At 53.0% G+C, this 19056-nt stretch carries 17 protein-coding genes and 1 other RNA gene; 12 read left to right on the top strand and 6 right to left on the bottom strand.

The window, feature by feature from the left end:
- Positions 1 to 61: 61 nt before the first annotated feature.
- Positions 62 to 721, top strand: coding sequence for a ribose-5-phosphate isomerase RpiA (rpiA, locus tag RYZ59_RS14260; RefSeq protein ID WP_318048578.1), 660 nt, complete (start codon positions 62 to 64; stop codon positions 719 to 721).
- A 270-nt stretch (positions 722 to 991) separates the two neighbouring features.
- A complete protein-coding gene (gene serA, locus RYZ59_RS14265) occupies positions 992 to 2224 on the top strand; it encodes a phosphoglycerate dehydrogenase (RefSeq protein WP_137382644.1) in 1233 nt (410 codons plus the stop codon).
- Positions 2225 to 2605: 381 nt separating this feature from the next.
- Here the strand turns inward: serA and RYZ59_RS14270 are convergent, their stop codons facing one another.
- The 3 genes from RYZ59_RS14270 to zapA form a co-directional block, all read right to left on the bottom strand.
- Positions 2606 to 3202, bottom strand: a complete 597-nt coding sequence (locus tag RYZ59_RS14270; protein ID WP_318048577.1) for a 5-formyltetrahydrofolate cyclo-ligase — start codon at positions 3200 to 3202, stop codon at positions 2606 to 2608.
- A gap of 19 nt (positions 3203 to 3221) precedes the next feature.
- A non-coding RNA gene (gene ssrS / locus RYZ59_RS14275) (6S RNA) lies at positions 3222 to 3405 on the bottom strand.
- A 41-nt stretch (positions 3406 to 3446) separates the two neighbouring features.
- Positions 3447 to 3776: a cell division protein ZapA gene (gene zapA, locus RYZ59_RS14280; protein ID WP_318048576.1), complete on the bottom strand. Its 330-nt coding sequence runs from the start codon at positions 3774 to 3776 to the stop codon at positions 3447 to 3449.
- A gap of 166 nt (positions 3777 to 3942) precedes the next feature.
- Between zapA and RYZ59_RS14285 the strand changes: the two genes are divergently transcribed.
- From RYZ59_RS14285 to RYZ59_RS14320, 8 genes are all read left to right on the top strand, one after another.
- Positions 3943 to 4521, top strand: a complete 579-nt coding sequence (locus RYZ59_RS14285) for a YecA family protein (protein WP_003026978.1) — start codon at positions 3943 to 3945, stop codon at positions 4519 to 4521.
- Between the two features lie 24 nt (positions 4522 to 4545).
- Positions 4546 to 5871: a Xaa-Pro aminopeptidase gene (pepP, locus tag RYZ59_RS14290; protein ID WP_318048575.1), complete on the top strand. Its 1326-nt coding sequence runs from the start codon at positions 4546 to 4548 to the stop codon at positions 5869 to 5871.
- Positions 5868 to 7046 (top strand): 2-octaprenyl-6-methoxyphenyl hydroxylase, encoded by a 1179-nt coding sequence (gene ubiH, locus RYZ59_RS14295; RefSeq protein WP_318048574.1) that lies wholly within the window; start codon positions 5868 to 5870, stop codon positions 7044 to 7046. The genes pepP and ubiH overlap by 4 nt, the downstream gene beginning before the upstream one ends.
- Before the next feature lie 139 nt (positions 7047 to 7185).
- Positions 7186 to 8388, top strand: a complete 1203-nt coding sequence (gene ubiI / locus RYZ59_RS14300) for an FAD-dependent 2-octaprenylphenol hydroxylase (RefSeq protein WP_318048572.1) — start codon at positions 7186 to 7188, stop codon at positions 8386 to 8388.
- A gap of 452 nt (positions 8389 to 8840) precedes the next feature.
- Positions 8841 to 9935, top strand: a complete 1095-nt coding sequence (gene gcvT, locus RYZ59_RS14305; RefSeq protein ID WP_318048571.1) for a glycine cleavage system aminomethyltransferase GcvT — start codon at positions 8841 to 8843, stop codon at positions 9933 to 9935.
- A 25-nt stretch (positions 9936 to 9960) separates the two neighbouring features.
- Positions 9961 to 10350 carry a glycine cleavage system protein GcvH gene (gene gcvH / locus RYZ59_RS14310; RefSeq protein ID WP_137382650.1) on the top strand — a complete coding sequence of 130 codons (390 nt, stop codon included), beginning with the start codon at positions 9961 to 9963 and terminating at the stop codon, positions 10348 to 10350.
- Positions 10351 to 10477: 127 nt separating this feature from the next.
- Positions 10478 to 13351, top strand: a complete 2874-nt coding sequence (gcvP, locus tag RYZ59_RS14315; protein WP_318048569.1) for an aminomethyl-transferring glycine dehydrogenase — start codon at positions 10478 to 10480, stop codon at positions 13349 to 13351.
- Between the two features lie 78 nt (positions 13352 to 13429).
- Positions 13430 to 14173 carry an SDR family oxidoreductase gene (locus RYZ59_RS14320; RefSeq protein WP_137382652.1) on the top strand — a complete coding sequence of 248 codons (744 nt, stop codon included), beginning with the start codon at positions 13430 to 13432 and terminating at the stop codon, positions 14171 to 14173.
- An 89-nt stretch (positions 14174 to 14262) separates the two neighbouring features.
- Here RYZ59_RS14320 and bglA read toward each other — a convergent pair whose 3' ends face one another.
- On the bottom strand, positions 14263 to 15696 hold the full coding sequence (bglA, locus tag RYZ59_RS14325; RefSeq protein WP_318048567.1) for a 6-phospho-beta-glucosidase BglA: 1434 nt from the start codon (positions 15694 to 15696) through the stop codon (positions 14263 to 14265).
- 119 nt (positions 15697 to 15815) lie between these two features.
- Positions 15816 to 16544: a MurR/RpiR family transcriptional regulator gene (locus RYZ59_RS14330; RefSeq protein ID WP_318048684.1), complete on the bottom strand. Its 729-nt coding sequence runs from the start codon at positions 16542 to 16544 to the stop codon at positions 15816 to 15818.
- Between the two features lie 52 nt (positions 16545 to 16596).
- Between RYZ59_RS14330 and yqfB the strand changes: the two genes are divergently transcribed.
- Positions 16597 to 16908 (top strand): N(4)-acetylcytidine aminohydrolase, encoded by a 312-nt coding sequence (yqfB, locus tag RYZ59_RS14335; protein WP_318048566.1) that lies wholly within the window; start codon positions 16597 to 16599, stop codon positions 16906 to 16908.
- 163 nt (positions 16909 to 17071) lie between these two features.
- The gene (gene trhA / locus RYZ59_RS14340; RefSeq protein ID WP_271442484.1) at positions 17072 to 17725 is read left to right on the top strand and encodes a PAQR family membrane homeostasis protein TrhA; all 654 of its coding nucleotides are present in this window, start codon (positions 17072 to 17074) and stop codon (positions 17723 to 17725) included.
- A gap of 140 nt (positions 17726 to 17865) precedes the next feature.
- Here trhA and ygfZ read toward each other — a convergent pair whose 3' ends face one another.
- On the bottom strand, positions 17866 to 18849 hold the full coding sequence (gene ygfZ / locus RYZ59_RS14345) for a tRNA-modifying protein YgfZ (RefSeq protein ID WP_318048565.1): 984 nt from the start codon (positions 18847 to 18849) through the stop codon (positions 17866 to 17868).
- Positions 18850 to 19056 lie beyond the last annotated feature (207 nt).

Here is a 19056-nt window from a genome sequence, read left to right on the forward strand (position 1 = left end):
CACAATGTTCTATAATGCGCGTGAATTTTCCCACCATATTCACACCACAGGCGAAACGATCATGACGCAGGATGAACTGAAAAAAGCAGTAGGATGGGCGGCACTTCAGTATGTACAGCCCGGCACCATTGTGGGCGTAGGTACCGGTTCAACAGCCGCACACTTTATTGATGCGCTGGGCACAATGAAAGGTCAGATTGAAGGCGCAGTGTCCAGCTCGGACGCCTCGACTGAAAAACTGAAAAGCCTTGGTATCCACGTATTCGATCTTAACGAAGTGGACAGCCTCGGCGTATACGTTGATGGCGCGGATGAAATCAACGGCCATATGCAGATGATCAAAGGCGGCGGCGCAGCGCTGACGCGTGAAAAAATCATTGCTTCCGTGGCGAAGAAATTTATCTGCATCGCGGACGCGTCCAAAGAAGTCGATATTCTTGGCAACTTCCCGCTGCCGGTGGAAGTGATCCCAATGGCGCGTAGCGCAGTCGCACGTCAGCTGGTGAAGTTGGGCGGTCGTCCTGAATATCGTCAGGGCGTGGTCACTGACAATGGTAACGTGATCCTTGATGTGCACGGCCTGGAGATCCTTGACGCCGTGGCGATGGAAAACGCCATCAATACGATTCCGGGCGTTGTAACCGTGGGTCTGTTCGCCAATCGTGGTGCCGATGTGGCGCTGATTGGCACACCGGACGGCGTGAAAACTATCGTGAAATGATCTGACGGGAGAGTCTTCTCCCGTTAAAAAAATTTTGGCAGGGCAAATTTGGTGACTTGTGTCACGTTTATAATATTGTCCTGCCGATCCCTCCAAAGAAAAAGTTATCGCCAGTATTTTCCTCTGACAATTCCCGCTGAATGACATTTCCTCAGCATGACGACGCAAACGTTCATATTGCCGCAATATTATTTTTTGATATGTTGAAGAGGAGGATGAAAATCCCACACACAACACATCAGTTTGAACAAAAAAAGACAGGGTCGGGAAATGGCAAAGGTATCACTGGAGAAAGATAAGATTAAATTTCTGCTGGTTGAAGGTGTGCACCAAAAAGCACTCGAAAACCTTCGTGCAGCAGGTTATACCAACATTGAGTTTCATAAAGGCGCTCTGGACACTGAACAGCTGAAAGAGTCCATCCGTGATGCCCACTTCATTGGCCTGCGATCCCGAACCCATCTGACTGAAGATGTGATTGACGCCGCAGAGAAACTGGTCGCGATTGGCTGCTTCTGCATTGGTACCAATCAGGTTGATCTGAGCGCGGCGGCAAAGCGCGGGATCCCCGTGTTTAACGCGCCATTCTCTAACACGCGTTCCGTTGCCGAACTGGTGATTGGCGAACTGCTACTCCTGCTACGCGGCGTGCCGGAAGCGAACGCCAAAGCGCACCGCGGCGTGTGGAATAAACTGGCTACCGGCTCTTTTGAAGCGCGTGGCAAAAAACTGGGGATCATCGGCTACGGCCACATTGGTACTCAGCTGGGCATTCTGGCGGAATCGCTGGGGATGCACGTTTATTTCTATGATATTGAAAATAAACTGCCGCTGGGCAACGCCACGCAGGTACAGCATCTTTCCGACCTGCTGAATATGAGCGATGTAGTCAGCCTCCATGTGCCGGAAAACGCCTCCACCAAAAATCTGATGGGCGCGCATGAGATTGCGCTGATGAAACCAGGCGCACTGCTGATCAACGCTGCACGCGGAACGGTTGTCGATATCCCTGCGCTGTGTGATGCGCTGGCAACGAAACATCTGGCAGGAGCGGCCATCGATGTCTTCCCAACGGAGCCTGCATCTAACAGCGATCCGTTCACCTCGCCGCTGTGTGATTTTGATAACGTGATCCTGACGCCGCATATCGGTGGTTCCACGCTGGAAGCGCAGGAAAACATCGGCCTGGAAGTGGCGGGTAAACTGACGAAGTATTCCGACAATGGCTCTACGCTGTCTGCCGTTAACTTCCCGGAAGTTTCGCTGCCGCTGCACGGAGGTCGTCGTCTGATGCACATTCACGAAAACCGCCCAGGCGTACTGACCGCGCTGAACCAGATTTTTGCCGAGCAGGGCGTCAACATTGCCGCGCAGTATCTGCAGACTTCCGCGCAGGTCGGTTACGTGGTTATCGATATTGAAGCGGATGAAGATGTGGCGGAGAAAGCTCTGCTGGCGATGAAAGCCCTGCCGGGAACCATTCGCGCTCGTCTGCTGTACTGACTTCCTCTATATGGGCAGGCGGTTGACCTGCCCATCTTTCCTTTGCTTTCCCTGCCTCAGCCTCTCTTCCTGTAACGCATACATTCTGTTTTCGAGCCTTGCCGCAATTGGCAACTAAAGGCAGTGCTGCGTGTTGTACAGCACTAAAAGAAATTTACGATAGGGGCTCAGCATCGCGCTGAAACGGGAAAGCCCCTACCGAAGCAGGGGCTCTAAAAAGGAAAGGGACGATGATGAGAGTCGTCATCATGCTGCTAATCCTGTTAATCATCGCTTGCCCAGCATATTAACAGAGAGTACGCAGGAGGGAGGTTCGCCTCCCTCACCCTTCACCGAGGAATTTAGGTCAAAAAAACGGCGCTGTCAATCGGCAAAAAACGGCTACCACTCCCAAATTTTGGATGGCGTCACCACCGCAGTCAGCGGGATATCCCACTCTTCGACAGGCAATTTTTCCACTCGCTGACAATCGTGCGCGTAGCCTACGGGTTGGATCTGATGCTGCTGCCAGTTTTGTAGCGTCCGATCGTAAAAACCGCCGCCCATACCCAGTCTTTGCCCACCCTCATCAAACGCGACTAACGGCGTAATCAGCACATCCAGCTGTGACAGCGGCAATACGTCGCGTACATCAAGCCGTGGCTCCTGGATTTTTAAGCGATTGGTGACCAGCTCGCTATGAGGATGATAGTGCAGGAACAATAAATTACCGGTGCTGAAGGGATGAAGAACCGGGAGATAGACGCGCTTGCCCGCTCGCCACAGCTGATCTACTAGCGGCTGGGTATCGAGTTCGCCATCGAACGAGAGGAATACCGCCACGGTATGAGCGAGCACCACAGGGGGAAAACTGAGCATTCGGGTCGCGGCTTGCTGGCCGAAATCTCTTTGTTGATCAGGCGTTAATGCACGGCGGCGTTGCCGAATAAGTTGACGTATTTCTTGTCGGGATAAAGGAAGTTCAGAAAGTAGTGTCATGGCTGTTGCCAGGTAGAAGGGAATCTCCGAGATGCCGCCGCAGGCTGTAACCCTTGAACCCTTGGTTCAAGGTGAATGCGTCGTCACAGTTTTAAGGCTTCTCGGACGGGCCGAGCATGCTCACCAACCGTGGAGCGCCACATTCTTGTGGTATGAAATATCGGCTCAGGGGACTGGCCCGCTTGCAAACATCTCAGAGAAATTTTGTCTTCACGGTCACTCTACCACAGTAAACCGAAAAGTGTTATTCAAAGTTTTGGCCCGTTTTTTCGGTTATGCGACCCTGATCAAGCAACGCTTGTTCGATGGTCTGTTGTAGCATCCGAATACGTTGTTCCATGCTCGCCGCGTAATCACGCGTCTTCGCTTTTTCCTGAGTTAATTCATAGCTGATGTTCAACGCGGCGATGAAAACCAGCTGCTCAGTATTTGTGACTCTAGTGCGAACTTTCAGATCTTGCAATCGCTGATTCAGATCTTCCGCAGCCTGATTCAACGCATCCCTTTGTTCAGGCGGGCAATTCACTCGCAGTGAACGGCCAAATATTTGGATATCGACGGGTTGTGCAGACATGCCACCTTCCTGCTGATTGACTGCGCTGCCTTCGTCTCCAGACCGTGGGTCCGCGAAGGGGCGACACTATAGCTACCCTGGTATCAAGATACAAGCCCTTTTCTGGTCCACCAGGGTCCAAAGTGGTAGCATATCATGAATATCCTCCCTTTGATGACGAATGCTTATGTCTATACAGAACGAAATGCCTGGTTACAACGAAGTTAGCCAGTTTTTGAACCAACAAGGGGCCGGATTGACCCCCGCTGAAATGCACGGTTTGATCAGCGGGATGATTTGCGGTGGCAACAATGACAGCTCATGGCAGCCGCTGTTGCACGACCTGACGAACGAAGGTCTGGCTTTCGGTCACGAGCTGGCTCAGGCTCTGCTGAAAATGCACTCTGCCACCAGCGATGCGCTGGAAGATGATGGCTTCCTTTTTCAGCTTTATCTGCCTGAAGGCGATGACGTTAGCGTGTTCGATCGCGCCGATGCGTTGGCTGGCTGGGTAAACCACTTTTTGCTGGGCCTCGGTGTGACACAACCGAAGCTCGACAAAGTGACCGGTGAAACCGGCGAAGCGATTGATGATCTGCGTAATATCGCCCAGTTGGGCTATGACGAAGACGAAGATCAGGAAGAGCTGGAAATGTCGCTCGAAGAGATCATCGAATACGTGCGTGTTGCCGCGTTGCTGTGCCATGACACATTCACGCGTCAGCAACCGACCGCACCGGAAGTCCGTAAACCGACTCTGCACTAAGAACGAAACGCAAAGGAGAGTGTGATGAGCGAGATATCTCAGCAAGAATTCCAGCGTCGTCGCCAGGCATTATTGGCGCAAATGCAGCCCGGGAGCGCCGCGCTAATTTTCGCGGCACCCGAAGCGACACGCAGCGCGGACAGTGAATATCCGTACCGCCAAAGCAGTGATTTCTGGTACTTCACCGGTTTTAACGAACCTGAAGCCGTGCTGGTGCTGATTAAAAGTGATGACACTCATAACCACAGCGTTTTGTTCAACCGGGTTCGCGACCTGACTGCAGAGATCTGGTTTGGCCGCCGTCTGGGCCAGGATGCTGCCCCGGCAAAACTTGGCGTTGACCGGGCGCTGGCCTTCAGCGAAATCAACCAACAGCTGCACCTGTTGCTCAATGGCCTGGACGCGGTGTATCACGCGCAGGGTGAATATGCCTGGGCCGACGAGATAGTCAGTACGGCGCTGGATAAGCTGCGTAAAGGTTCCCGGCAAAATCTGCACGCGCCTGCAGCAATTATCGACTGGCGTCCGATGGTGCATGAGATGCGCCTGTTTAAATCGCCAGAAGAGATTGCTGTTATGCGCCGGGCTGGGGAAATTACCGCCCTGGCGCATACCCGCGCGATGGAAAAATGTCGCCCGGGGATGTTTGAATACCACCTGGAAGGGGAGATTCACCACGAATTCACCCGTCATGGTGCGCGTTACCCATCCTATAACACCATCGTTGGCAGCGGTGCAAACGGCTGTATCCTGCATTACACCGAAAACGAAAGTGAAATGCGTGATGGCGACCTGGTGCTGATTGACGCTGGATGCGAATACAAAGGCTACGCGGGCGATATCACGCGTACCTTCCCGGTTAACGGTAAATTTACGCCAGCCCAGCGTGAAGTCTACGACATTGTGCTGGAGTCGTTAGAGACCAGCCTGCGTTTGTATCGCCCGGGGACCTCCATTCAGGAGGTGACTGGCGAAGTGGTGCGCATCATGATTACCGGCCTGGTGAAGCTTGGTATCCTGCACGGTGAAGTCGATCAGTTGATTACCGATAATGCGCACCGCCCTTTCTTTATGCATGGTCTCAGCCACTGGCTGGGTCTGGATGTTCATGACGTCGGTGTTTATGGTCAGGATCGTTCGCGTATTCTGGAGCCGGGAATGGTGCTCACGGTTGAGCCTGGGTTGTATATCGCTCCGGATGCTGATGTCCCTCCTGCTTACCGCGGTATCGGCATTCGTATTGAAGATGACATCCTTATTACCGAAGATGGTAACGAAAACCTGACCGCTGGTGTGGTCAAGAAGGCGGAAGACATTGAAGCCCTGATGGCTGCGGCGCGACTGCAATGAGCGTGATTATCGTCGGTGGCGGCATGGTCGGCGCGACGCTGGCGCTGGCCATTTCAGCGCTGAGCCATGGGACGCTGCCGGTTCATCTGATAGAAGCGAGCGAACCTGAAACCGATCGCCACCCGGGATTTGACGCCCGGGCAATTGCGCTGGCGGCAGGAACCTGCCAACAGCTGGCGCGAATTGGCGTGTGGCAGGCGATTGCCGATTGCGCAACGGCAATCAAAACGGTACACGTCAGTGACCGTGGGCATGCCGGATTCGTAACGCTGGATGCGCAGGAATACTCTATTTCAGCGCTCGGTCAGGTGGTAGAACTGCACGATGTGGGGCTACGTCTTTTTGCGCTGCTGCGTAAAGCGCCGGGTGTCACATTGCACAGTCCCGCTCGTGTCGCCAGCGTGTCGCGCACGCAAGAACGTGTTGATGTTACACTGGAAAATGGCGAAACGATTACGGGGCATCTGTTGGTAGCAGCAGACGGCACGCGCTCTGCGTTGGCGACAGCCTGTGGGGTTGACTGGCTGCAACAGCCGTATGAACAACTGGCCGTCATTGCTAACGTCACGACTTCCGTTCCTCACGACGGGCGTGCCTATGAGCGTTTCACGCCGCATGGTCCGCTGGCTATGTTGCCAATGGCGGAGGGGCGATGCTCGCTGGTGTGGTGTCATCCGCTGGAGAAGCGTGAAGAGATCATGTCCTGGTCAGATGAACAGTTTTGCCGCGAACTGCAACGCGCATTTGGCTGGCGACTGGGTCGCATTACACAAGCGGGCAAACGCAGTGCTTACCCGCTGTCTTTAACAACCGCGCTGAAAGCGATTACCCATCGTACGGTGCTGGTAGGTAATGCGGCGCAGACGCTGCATCCGATTGCCGGACAAGGTTTTAACCTTGGGCTTCGTGATGTTATGAGCCTTGCCGAAACGCTGACTCAGGCCCAGGATGACGCCGAAGATGTGGGCGATTATGCGGTGCTTTCGCGTTATCAACAGCGTCGTCAGCGCGATCGTGAGGCGACGATTGGTGTCACCAACAGTCTGGTGTATCTGTTCGCCAATCGCTGGGCTCCGCTGGTCGTTGGGCGTAACGCCGGACTGATGGCGATGGAATTATTCACACCCGCGCGCGATGCGTTGGCGGAGCGGACCCTGGGTTGGGTTGCGCGATAAATATGACCTGTAGGCCGAATTAAAGAAGTAGGCCTGATAAGCACAGCGCCATCAGGCAATGTAGCGGAATGGATGACGGATGGCGGTTTTGCCTTATCCGGCCTACGGTTTTTGATTGTCCTATTTTCAGGAGCAAACAGTGCAAAGTGTTGATGTAGCAATTGTTGGTGGCGGCATGGTGGGACTGGCGGTTGCCTGCGGTCTACAGGGCAGCGGATTACGCGTTGCTGTGTTAGAACAACATGTTCCGCAGCCGTTGGCGGCGGATGCACCCCCTCAGCTTCGCGTGTCGGCAATTAACGCGGCCAGTGAAAAACTGCTGACCCGCCTTGGCGTATGGTCGGATATTGTTGCCCGTCGCGCTTGCTGTTACCACGGCATGGACGTCTGGGATAAAGACAGCTTTGGACGCATTGAATTTGATGACCAGAGTATGGGTTACAGCCATTTGGGGCATATCGTCGAAAACGCGGTGATTCACTACGCATTGTGGCAAAAAGCGCGGCGTTCAGCGGATATCGCGCTGATGGCACCGGCTGAGTTACAGCAGGTGGCCTGGGGAGAAAACGAGGCGTTCCTGACGCTGAAAGATGGTTCCATGCTGACCGCCCGTCTGGTGATTGGTGCTGACGGTGCAAACTCGTGGCTGCGCAACAAAGCGGATATTCCGCTGACGTTCTGGGATTACCGTCATCATGCGCTGGTGGCGACGATCCGTACGCAAGAAGCCCATGGCGCGGTTGCGCGTCAGGCGTTTCATGGCGAAGGTATCCTGGCGTTCTTGCCGCTTAGCGACCCCCATCTGTGCTCTATTGTCTGGTCACTCTCGCCACAGGATGCTGAACGTATGCAGCAGGCAAGCGCAGAGGATTTCAATCAGGCGCTGAATATCGCTTTTGATAATCGCCTGGGGTTATGCCAGCTTGAAAGCGAACGCCAGACGTTTCCGCTGACGGGACGCTATGCCCGCCAGTTTGCCGCCCATCGTATGGCCCTGGTGGGGGATGCGGCGCACACCATCCACCCGCTGGCGGGTCAGGGGGTTAACCTTGGTTTTATGGATGCGGCGGAGCTGATCGATGAACTTAAGCGGCTACAACGTCAGGGGAAAGACATCGGTCAGTACCTCTATCTGCGCCGTTATGAGCGTAGCCGCAAGCACAGTGCTGCGCTGATGCTGGCGGGAATGCAGGGGTTCCGTGAACTGTTTGCAGGCGAAAATCCGGCGAAAAAACTGCTACGCGATATCGGTCTGAAACTGGCCGATACCCTCCCGGGCGTAAAACCACAACTCATCCGTCAGGCGATGGGACTGAACGATCTTCCTGAGTGGCTTCGCTAGTGTCCGTAAGGACAATCTTAAGAGTTTGAAACCCGTCACACTTTCCTCTCCCGGCGTACGCGCCGGGATGGATCTCTCATTTGAAATAATCTAATTCCACGCCTTTTTTCGCATTAGTTTTTTTAATATTACGTTTTTTTCATAACGCCATTTTTGACATTTTTTCCACATTTAATATGGATTGATACGGCTCAGCTTCGCTTATTTGTGCCTATTGTTCTGACGTAATGGCATTTAACTGGTTTTTTATGCTGTCGACGATCTGGTCGTTTTTAGTCATAAGCTAATGTGATGGTTAATTTTGCCTTATGGTTTAGCGCCTGTTTCGGTGGTAAGTTCAGGACAAAGAGAACGTTTGCGTCGCAGCCCCTGGAGCGGCTGTGGTGCTGGGTTTCGTGGAGAAGATTTCACCACGAAAGAGTTGATAGCCCCGCTTATTCAACGAGGAAAAGATGGCTCAACAGACTCCTTTGTACGAACAACACACGCTATGTGGCGCGCGCATGGTTGATTTCCATGGCTGGATGATGCCACTGCATTACGGTTCTCAGCTTGATGAGCACCATGCTGTCCGCACCGATGCCGGTATGTTTGATGTGTCGCACATGACCATCGTCGACCTGCGCGGTAGCCGCACCCGGGAGTTCTTGCGTTATCTGCTGGCAAACGACGTCGCGAAGCTAACGAAGACAGGGAAAGCCCTCTACTCCGGCATGCTCAATGCGTCGGGCGGCGTGATAGATGACCTGATTGTCTACTACTTCACTGAAGATTTCTTCCGCCTCGTTGTAAACTCCGCCACCCGCGAAAAAGACCTCTCCTGGATTACCCAACACGCAGAACCTTATGCCATCGACATCACTGTTCGTGATGACCTGTCGCTGATCGCGGTGCAGGGACCAAACGCGCAGGCAAAAGCTGCCACGCTGTTTACTGACGAACAACGCCATGCTGTTGAAGGTATGAAACCGTTCTTCGGCGTTCAGGCGGGTGATTTGTTTATCGCGACCACGGGTTATACCGGCGAAGCGGGATATGAAATTGCCATGCCGAATGAAAAAGCCGCGGATTTCTGGCGTGCGCTGGTCGAAGCCGGTGTTCAGCCTTGTGGCCTGGGCGCGCGTGATATGCTGCGTTTAGAAGCCGGTATGAACCTGTATGGTCAGGAGATGGATGAAGGTATCTCCCCGCTGGCGGCCAATATGGGCTGGACTATCGCGTGGGAACCGACCGATCGCGACTTTATTGGTCGTGAAGCGCTGGAAATGCAGCGCGAAAAAGGCCACGAGCAACTGGTCGGCCTGGTCATGACGGAGAAAGGTGTGCTGCGTAATGAACTGCCAGTGCGTTTTACTGATGCGTCGGGCAACCAGCATGAAGGCATCATCACCAGCGGAACCTTCTCCCCAACGTTGGGCTACAGCATCGCGCTGGCACGCGTTCCGGCGGGTATCGGCGAAACGGCGATTGTGCAAATTCGTAACCGCGAAATGCCAGTTAAAGTCACTAAACCTATTTTTGTGCGTAACGGCAAAGCCGTCGCGTAATTCATCCTTTTTTGGAGATTGATTGATGAGCAACGTACCTGCAGAACTGAAATACAGCAAAGAACACGAATGGCTGCGCAAAGAAGCTGACGGTTCTTACACCGTTGGTATCACCGAACACGCTCAGGAGCTGCTGGGCGACATGGTTTTCGTTGATCTGCCCGACGTTGGCACGACCGTTAGCGCGGGTGATGACTGCGCCGTTGCGGAATCCGTAAAAGCGGCATCTGATATTTATGCGCCAGTCGGCGGTGAGATTGTTGCCGTGAATGATGCACTCAGCGACTCTCCGGAGCTGGTTAACAGCGAGCCGTATGCCGGTGGCTGGATCTTCAAAATCAAAGCCAGCGATGAAAGTGAGATTGAATCGCTGCTGGATGCCACTGCGTACGAGGCATTACTGGAAGACGAATAAAATTGTGCCGGATGGCACTGCGTTTATCCGGCCTACGGTTTTATGTAGGCCCGGTAAGCGTCAGCGCCACCGGGCAATTGAGTTAGAGACAATCACGATTCACTGCACGTTTCAGGAACCATCGCCCATGACACAGACGTTAAGCCAGCTTGAAAACAGCGGCGCTTTCATTGAACGCCACATCGGACCGGACGCCGCGCAGCAGCAAGAGATGCTGAATGCGGTTGGCGCCGAGTCGTTAAACGCGCTGATCGGCCAGATTGTGCCGAAAGACATTCAGCTCGCAACCCCGCCGCAGGTGGGCGAGGCGGCGACCGAATACGCTGCGCTGGCTGAATTAAAAGCCATCGCCGGGCGTAACAAGCGCTTCACGTCCTACATTGGCATGGGCTACACCGCCGTGCAGTTGCCACCGGTTATCCTGCGTAACATGCTGGAAAACCCGGGCTGGTACACCGCGTACACGCCGTATCAGCCAGAAGTTTCTCAGGGCCGTCTGGAAGCGCTGCTGAACTTCCAGCAAGTGACGTTGGACCTGACGGGTCTGGATATGGCCTCCGCCTCTCTGCTGGATGAAGCCACTGCGGCTGCTGAAGCTATGGCGATGGCCAAACGCGTCAGTAAACTGAAAAACGCCAACCGTTTCTTCGTTGCTGCTGATGTTCATCCGCAAACCCTGGATGTCGTGCGTACTCGTGCAGAAACCTTTGGCTTTGACGTTATCGTCGATGACGCGGAAAAAGCACTGGATCATCAGGATGTATTTGGCGTGCTGCTGCAACAGGTGGGTACCACCGGTGAAGTGCACGACTACAGCACACTGATTGCTGAACTGAAATCACGTAAAGTCGTGGTCAGCGTCGCTGCCGATTTTATGGCGCTGGTTCTGCTGACCGCGCCGGGTAAACAGGGCGCAGACATTGTGTTCGGCTCTGCGCAGCGTTTCGGCGTACCGATGGGCTACGGCGGCCCGCACGCGGCGTTCTTTGCTGCTAAAGATGAATTCAAACGCTCTATGCCTGGCCGTATTATCGGCGTATCGAAAGATGCGGCGGGCAATACCGCACTGCGTATGGCGATGCAGACTCGTGAGCAGCATATCCGTCGCGAGAAAGCGAACTCCAACATTTGTACCTCGCAGGTCCTGCTGGCCAACATCGCCAGCCTGTATGCCGTTTATCATGGTCAGGTAGGCCTGAAACGTATTGCTAACCGCATCCACCGCCTGGCCGATATTCTGGCGGCGGGTCTGCAACAGAAAGGGCTGAAGCTGCGACATGCGCATTACTTCGACACCTTGTGTGTAGAAGTGGCCGATAAAGCGGCGGTACTGGCGCGTGCTGAAGCGGCTGAAATCAACCTGCGCAGCGATATTCATAACGCAGTAGGTATCACGCTCGATGAAACCACCACTCGCGAAAATGTTGTGCAATTGTTTAACGTCCTGCTGGGCGACAGCCACGGCCTGAACATCGACACCCTGGATAAAGACGTGGCGCTCGACAGCCGTTCTATTCAGGACAGCATGCTGCGTGATGACGCAATCCTCAGCCATCCGGTATTTAATCGCTACCATAGCGAAACTGAAATGATGCGCTACATGCACTCGCTGGAGCGTAAAGATCTGGCGCTGAACCAGGCGATGATCCCGCTGGGCTCCTGCACCATGAAGCTTAATGCGGCAGCTGAGATGATTCCAATCACCTGGCCGGAATTTGCCGAACTGCACCCGTTCTGCCCGCCAGAGCAGGCGGAAGGGTATCACCAGATGATAGGTCAACTGTCTGACTGGCTGGTTAAACTGACCGGTTATGACGCCGTTTGCATGCAGCCGAACTCCGGTGCACAGGGCGAATATGCTGGCCTGCTGGCAATTCGTCATTATCACGAAAGCCGTAATGAAGGTCATCGTGATATCTGCCTGATCCCGGCTTCTGCACATGGTACCAACCCGGCCTCTGCTCAAATGGCAGGTATGCAGGTCGTGGTTGTTGCGTGTGATAAGAACGGCAATATCGACCTTGCCTGTCTGCGTGAAAAAGCAGAACAACATGCTGCGAATCTTTCCTGCATCATGGTCACCTATCCGTCTACGCACGGCGTCTATGAAGAAACCATCCGTGAAGTATGCGAAATTGTGCACCAGTTTGGCGGTCAGGTTTACCTTGATGGCGCGAACATGAACGCCCAGGTTGGTATCACTTCGCCAGGCTTTATCGGCGCAGATGTCTCACACCTCAACCTGCATAAAACGTTCTGCATTCCGCACGGCGGCGGCGGCCCAGGTATGGGACCGATTGGCGTTAAATCGCATCTGGCACCGTTCGTGCCGGGCCACAGTGTGGTACAGATTGAAGGGATGCTCACCCGTCAGGGCGCAGTTTCTGCGGCCCCGTTCGGTAGCGCATCTATTCTGCCAATCAGTTGGATGTACATCCGCATGATGGGTGCAGAAGGCCTGAAGCAGGCAAGCCAGGTGGCTATTCTAAATGCCAACTACATTGCCAGCCGTCTGAAGGATGCATATCCGGTGTTGTATACCGGTCGTGATGGCCGTGTGGCACATGAATGTATTCTCGACATTCGCCCTCTGAAAGAAGAGACCGGCATCAGCGAACTGGATATTGCCAAGCGTCTGATCGATTACGGTTTCCATGCGCCGACCATGTCATTCCCGGTTGCGGGTACGCTGATGGTCGAACCAACGGAATCCGAAGGCAAAGTGGAACTGGATCGCTTTATCAATGCGATGCTGGCTATCCGCGCTGAGATCGAGCGCGTGAAAGCCGGTGAGTGGCCGCTGGAAGATAACCCGCTGGTTAACGCACCGCACACCCAGAACGAGCTGGTGGCGGAGTGGACCCACGGTTATAGCCGCGAAATCGCCGTTTTCCCGGCGGGTGTGGCAAACAAATACTGGCCGACCGTGAAACGCCTTGATGATGTTTACGGCGACCGTAATCTGTTCTGCTCCTGCGTACCGATGAGCGAATATCAGTAACTTTTTCGCGTAGTAAAGCCGTTTCCAGGCCGGGTAAGGCGAAGCCGCCTCCCGGCTTTTTCATATCTGGAGGAAAGCATGGGAATCGCACTGGTTACTGGCGGCAGTCGTGGTATTGGGCGGGCAACCGCGTTGCAGCTGGCAGAAGAGGGGTACACGGTTGCGGTTAACTTTCATCATAATATTCGCGCCGCAACGGAGGTGGTCAATCGCATCATCGCTGCTGGAGGGAACGCGTTCATTCTGCGTGCGGATATCAGCGATGAGAGTCAGGTGGCGGCGATGTTTGACGCGATTGACCGCGAAAGCGAACCATTGGCTGCACTGGTCAATAATGCCGGGATTTTGTTTGAGCAGAGCACGGTGGAGAACCTAACGGCTGAGCGAATCAACCGTGTCCTGGCAACCAATGTGACCGGCTATTTTCTGTGTTGTCGGGAAGCGGTAAAACGGATGTCGTTCAAGCACGGGGGGCAAGGCGGGGCGATTGTGAATGTTTCTTCAGCGGCATCACGACTTGGCGCGCCTTTCGAATACGTTGATTATGCCGCATCGAAAGGCGCTGTGGATTCGCTAACGACCGGACTGGCGCTGGAAGTGGCGGCGCAGGGGATTCGTGTAAACTGCGTACGGCCAGGCCTGATCTACACTGAGATGCATGCGTCAGGTGGGGAGCCAGGAAGGGTTGATCGCGTGAAATCCATGTTGCCAATGCAGCGAGGCGGACAGCCGGAAGAGGTCGCGCAGGCGATAGTTTGGCTGCTGAGTGAAAAGGCGTCCTACGTAACGGGCAGTTTTCTGGAGCTGGCCGGCGGGAAGTAGGATTTAATCGCCGGATGGCGCTGCGCTTATCCGGCCTACGGGAGCATAACCTGTAGGCGGGATAAGATGTTTACGCCATCCGGCAAAAATCAAAGTTTCTCGCCGTTGCTGGCAATTACCTCTTTGTACCAGTTAAAACTTTTCTTGCGCGAACGCGACATATCGCCGCTGCCATCGTCGTGTTTATTCACATAGATAAAGCCATACCGTTTGCTGTACTGGCCGGTGGTGAATGATACGCAGTCAATGCAGCCCCACGGCGTGTAGCCCATCAGATCCACGCCATCATAGGTTACCGCTTTCATCATCTCTTCGACATGAGCACGCAGATAGTCGATACGATAGTCATCGTTGATGCTACCGTCTGGTTCCACTTTGTCGTAGGCACCAAAACCGTTTTCGACGATAAACAGCGGTTTCTGATAGCGCTCGTACAGTTCGCATAACGCATAGCGCAGCCCAACGGGATCTACCTGCCAGCCCCAGTCGGAGGCCTTGACGTGTGGGTTTGGCACACTGCCTTCAAAACCCGAGATTGCATCGCCGCTGCCGCCTTCTGCTTTTACTGCGTTAGTCATGTAATAGCTGAAGCCGAGATAGTCGCAGGTGCCTTCGCGCAGAATTTGTTTATCACCCTCTTCCATCGTGATGTTGAATTCGCGGCGTTCCCATTCGTTCAGCACATAAGACGGGTAGTAACCGCGCAGTTGAACGTCGGTGAAAACGTAGCGTTCACGCATTGATTCCTGCGCGAACATCACATCCTCAGGCTTACAGGAAAACGGATACAGCGGTACCATCGCCAGCATACAGCCCACTTTCATTTCCGGGTTAATGCGACGTGCCGCCTTTACCGCCAGTGCGCTGGCAATAAACTGGTGGTGCAGCACCTGGTACATGGTTTCTTCTGGATTTTCATGTTCGGTATACACTACGCCGGAACAGCAGTAACCAAACAGTGGTGCGCGCCAGTTACGCTGGTTGTTGATCTCATTGAAGGTCATCCAGTATTTGACCTTGTGCTTGTAGCGCTCAAAGACCACTTCGGCAAAACGAACAAAGAAATCGACGACTTTACGATTGGTCCAGCTACCGTACTGTTGAACCAGATGCAGCGGCGTTTCGAAGTGGGAAAGGGTGATAACCGGCTCGATGTTGTATTTGAGCAATTCATCAAACATATCATCGTAAAACTTCAGACCTTCTTCGTTCGGTTGTGATTCGTCACCTTGCGGGAAGATACGGGTCCATGCGATGGAGGTACGGAAACATTTGAAGCCCATTTCGGCAAACAGCTTGATGTCTTCTTTGTAATGACCGTAAAAATCGACGGCTTCATGGTTGGGGTAGTATTTACCGGGCACGACTTCCGGGGTGATTTCTCGTGGAACGCCGTGTGCCCCACCGGTCAGTACGTCGCAAATGCTGGGACCTTTGCCACCTTTGTTCCAGCCGCCTTCAACCTGATGCGCCGCTACTGCGCCGCCCCATAAAAAATCTTTTGGTAAGGTAAGTTCTTTCATCTGCGCTCAGTCTCAAATTAATACAATCTGATTTTGAGTCTAACAAAGGAAAGATAAATGTCACGATATAACAAAATAGCCGGAATGTGATTTGTTACATCAAAAAAACATATTGTTTTTTACGCTAATCTTTTCGCCAGCTTGCGGCCGAGTGATTCCAGAATATAAATAACAGGGATTTGCGTGGTAATATCATAGACCCCAGCAATACGGGTTTGCGGTACGTGCCAGGAGAGGTTAAAGTCGGCGAGTTTCGCCAGTCGCGAGTGCTCATGGCAGGTAATCGACAGGACTTTACAGTTATGCAGGCTGAATTGACTGGCGAAACGCAGGATTTCCTCTGTTTCGCCAGAGACGGACAGGACAATCGCCAGCGCGTTTCTGGCCATATCATTGGTTACCGGAAAATAAGGATCGTCGATATGGTTACTGAATTTACCCACATTTGAGAAAAAACGTGCGCCATATTTTGCAAGCGCTCCTGATGTGCCTGCACCGACGAATATGATGCGCTCGGAGGATAATATAATATCAACAGCCTGATCGAGCAGATTATCAAACTCGTCATTGTTCACGCCTTTAAAAAAGCTGATTATCTCGCTGGCGCCAAAATTAGCCTGTTGCGGTTCATTCTGCTCTAAATATAATTTGAAGCGCACGCGAAATTCTGAGTAACCTTCACACTTAAGCTTGCGGCAAAAGCGCAGTACGGTGGTAGTGGAAACACCCACGGCATCGGCCAGTTCGCGAATGGTCATGTACATGACTTTGTCACGGTTTTTGATGACATAGTTATAGACCAGCATCTCAAGATTGTTGAGACTGGCGATGGCAGCGTGGGAGAACATACTCACAATGGCAAAACTCACTCATCAGACTTCATCTACAGGGAATAATAACATGCAGCCAAATGACATCACTTTTTTTCAACGCTTCCAGGATGACATTCTGGCCGGACGTAAGACCATCACCATTCGCGATGAGTCTGAATCACACTTCAAAGCCGGCGATATTCTGCGCGTTGGGCGCTTCGAGGATGATGGCTACTTCTGCACGATTGAAGTCGTCGGCACCTCAACCGTTACACTGGATACGCTAACGGAAAAACATGCCCAGCAGGAAAACATGACGCTTGAAGAACTTAAACAGGTGATTGCCGATATTTACCCGGATCAAACGCAATTTTATGTGATTGATTTTAAATGCCTTTAATTTTTTAGGTACATCTGTTAGCTGAAATTCAAAGTGTAATTATATGATTTTTATTAATTATTTATTATTTGATAAATATTTTAGCTAACAGGTGTTCACTGGAACCGTTCTCAGTTACGCTAGAGGCGCAATCACGAAAGTGTTCGTTTTACCGGAGTAACATATGGTTCAGAAGCCATTAATCGCGCAGGGATATTCGCTGGCTGAGGAAATAGCCAATAGCATCAGTCACGGTATCGGGCTGGTGTTTGGGATTGTCGGACTGGTGCTGTTGCTGGTTCAGGCAGTGGATACCAATGCCAGTGCTATGGCGATTACCAGCTATAGCCTGTATGGCGGCAGCATGATCCTGCTGTTCCTTGCTTCAACCTTGTATCACGCCATCCCTCATCAGAAAGCGAAAATCTGGCTGAAAAAATTCGACCATTGCGCTATTTATCTGCTGATTGCCGGGACTTATACGCCGTTTCTGTTGGTGGGACTGGATTCGCCGCTGGCGCGTGGATTGATGATCGTTATCTGGAGTCTGGCGCTGCTTGGTATTTTATTCAAACTGACTATTGCTCACCGCTTTAAGGTTTTGTCGCTGGTGACCTATCTGACGATGGGGTGGTTATCGCTGATTGTGGTGTATCAACTGGCGATTAAGCTGGCGGCGGGCGGTGTGACGTTGTTGGCTGTGGGTGGCGTGGTCTATTCGCTGGGCGTGATTTTCTACGTCTGCAAACGTATTCCTTACAACCATGCTATCTGGCATGGGTTTGTGCTGGGTGGCAGTGTTTGTCACTTTCTGGCGATTTATTTGTATGTTGGGTAACACGCATAGATCCAGTGCAACCCCAGGGGCGGCGTAAACACCTCGCCCTGGATATGTTTTGTAGGCCGCATAAGGCAACGCCGCTATCCGGCGGCATGCACTGAATTGCCTGATGGCGCTGCGCTTATCAGGCCTACTAATTACTCTTCGTTTAACGAATACGGCAGCGGCACAATGTGCAGCGTTTTCGCATCATCACGCACGCGGAACACGCTGTCTGCTTCCATATCGTTATTCATCACGACCTGTACTAATACCTGACCATCGGCCAGTTGCACGGCAGCAAGAACGGTACCGGTACGACGCCAGTTCTCACCCATTTTTAGTTCCAGATCTTCACCCGCTTCCGGTACCCGGCTGGCAGTACCCGCCAGGGTCCACATTGCGCGTTTATTGGCGCCGCGGAATTTTGCACGGGCAACCATTTCCTGGCCGGTGTAACAGCCTTTTTTGAAGCTAATACCACCCAGAGCCTGAAGGTTAGTGGCCTGCGGAATAAACTGACCGCTGTTGGCGGTGTCGATCACCGGGATACCCGCTTCGATATCCAGCGCCAGCCATTGCTGGCTGTTATTCAATTCTGCTTCGCCACGCAGTTTCTCTGCAATCATCTCCGCTGTTGCGACATCAACGATCAGCAGGAAGCGTTCAGACGGATGCTCGAACCACAGCAGGGTGGAAGCGCCGTGGGTAACGACCTGCTTATCGCTGGTTGGCAGTTCGCTAAAGAGATTGGCTAGCGCCGCACGCGCCTGGAATCCCGCCACGCCCAGCAGGACACGCTCATCATCCGGGGCAATCACGACCTTCGAGAAGACGGCGTATTTTTTCAGTTCGGTTAATTGGGCTTCACGCAGGCTACGGCGTTCAAGCCAGGCAAAGCCATCAGCCTGACGGAAGAGACGCAGGTTGCTCCACATTTTGCCTTTGGCGTCGCAATGAGCTGCCAGCAGGTGTTGCTGTTCGGTCATCTGGCTGACATCAGCGGTGACCTGGCCCTGGATGTACTTTTCACTGTCGACACCGGTAATGGTAGCGAGAGCCCAGTCGTCGAGCGTCATTAGCGTCAGAGGCAAACGTGCCGACGCAAACGGCTGGCGAGGAGGAAACGATGTAAAAGCCATAATAATGTCCTGATTTGCTTAACGCGGTAATAATGACTAATGGTAAAAGAGCTATGGGCTATTGCAAGCGGTTTAAACGTCCTGTTTGTGCCTTATATTAAGCTTTGCGAGGAGACATCCAAAAAAGTGAACCCTTTGACTTAATGTGGTTTTATTTAGCGATCGCGCTTCCGTTTACTGATATTCCCGTAAAAGAGCGGGAAAAAC

The sequence above is a fragment of the Citrobacter sp. HN-141 genome, from assembly GCF_033341895.1.
In the GTDB taxonomy this organism is placed as follows: Bacteria; Pseudomonadota; Gammaproteobacteria; order Enterobacterales; family Enterobacteriaceae; genus Citrobacter.

Excerpts from the sequence above, each read along its gene's own strand:
- rpiA (WP_318048578.1), top strand. The coding sequence starts at position 62 with ATGACGCAGGATGAACTGAAAAAAGCAGTAGGATGGGCGGCACTTCAG.
- serA (WP_137382644.1), top strand. The coding sequence starts at position 992 with ATGGCAAAGGTATCACTGGAGAAAGATAAGATTAAATTTCTGCTGGTT.
- RYZ59_RS14270 (WP_318048577.1), bottom strand. The coding sequence starts at position 3,202 with ATGACACTACTTTCTGAACTTCCTTTATCCCGACAAGAAATACGTCAA.
- zapA (WP_318048576.1), bottom strand. The coding sequence starts at position 3,776 with ATGTCTGCACAACCCGTCGATATCCAAATATTTGGCCGTTCACTGCGA.
- RYZ59_RS14285 (WP_003026978.1), top strand. The coding sequence starts at position 3,943 with ATGTCTATACAGAACGAAATGCCTGGTTACAACGAAGTTAGCCAGTTT.
- pepP (WP_318048575.1), top strand. The coding sequence starts at position 4,546 with ATGAGCGAGATATCTCAGCAAGAATTCCAGCGTCGTCGCCAGGCATTA.
- ubiH (WP_318048574.1), top strand. The coding sequence starts at position 5,868 with ATGAGCGTGATTATCGTCGGTGGCGGCATGGTCGGCGCGACGCTGGCG.
- gcvT (WP_318048571.1), top strand. The coding sequence starts at position 8,841 with ATGGCTCAACAGACTCCTTTGTACGAACAACACACGCTATGTGGCGCG.
- gcvH (WP_137382650.1), top strand. The coding sequence starts at position 9,961 with ATGAGCAACGTACCTGCAGAACTGAAATACAGCAAAGAACACGAATGG.
- gcvP (WP_318048569.1), top strand. The coding sequence starts at position 10,478 with ATGACACAGACGTTAAGCCAGCTTGAAAACAGCGGCGCTTTCATTGAA.
- RYZ59_RS14320 (WP_137382652.1), top strand. The coding sequence starts at position 13,430 with ATGGGAATCGCACTGGTTACTGGCGGCAGTCGTGGTATTGGGCGGGCA.
- bglA (WP_318048567.1), bottom strand. The coding sequence starts at position 15,696 with ATGAAAGAACTTACCTTACCAAAAGATTTTTTATGGGGCGGCGCAGTA.
- RYZ59_RS14330 (WP_318048684.1), bottom strand. The coding sequence starts at position 16,544 with ATGTTCTCCCACGCTGCCATCGCCAGTCTCAACAATCTTGAGATGCTG.
- yqfB (WP_318048566.1), top strand. The coding sequence starts at position 16,597 with ATGCAGCCAAATGACATCACTTTTTTTCAACGCTTCCAGGATGACATT.
- trhA (WP_271442484.1), top strand. The coding sequence starts at position 17,072 with ATGGTTCAGAAGCCATTAATCGCGCAGGGATATTCGCTGGCTGAGGAA.
- ygfZ (WP_318048565.1), bottom strand. The coding sequence starts at position 18,849 with ATGGCTTTTACATCGTTTCCTCCTCGCCAGCCGTTTGCGTCGGCACGT.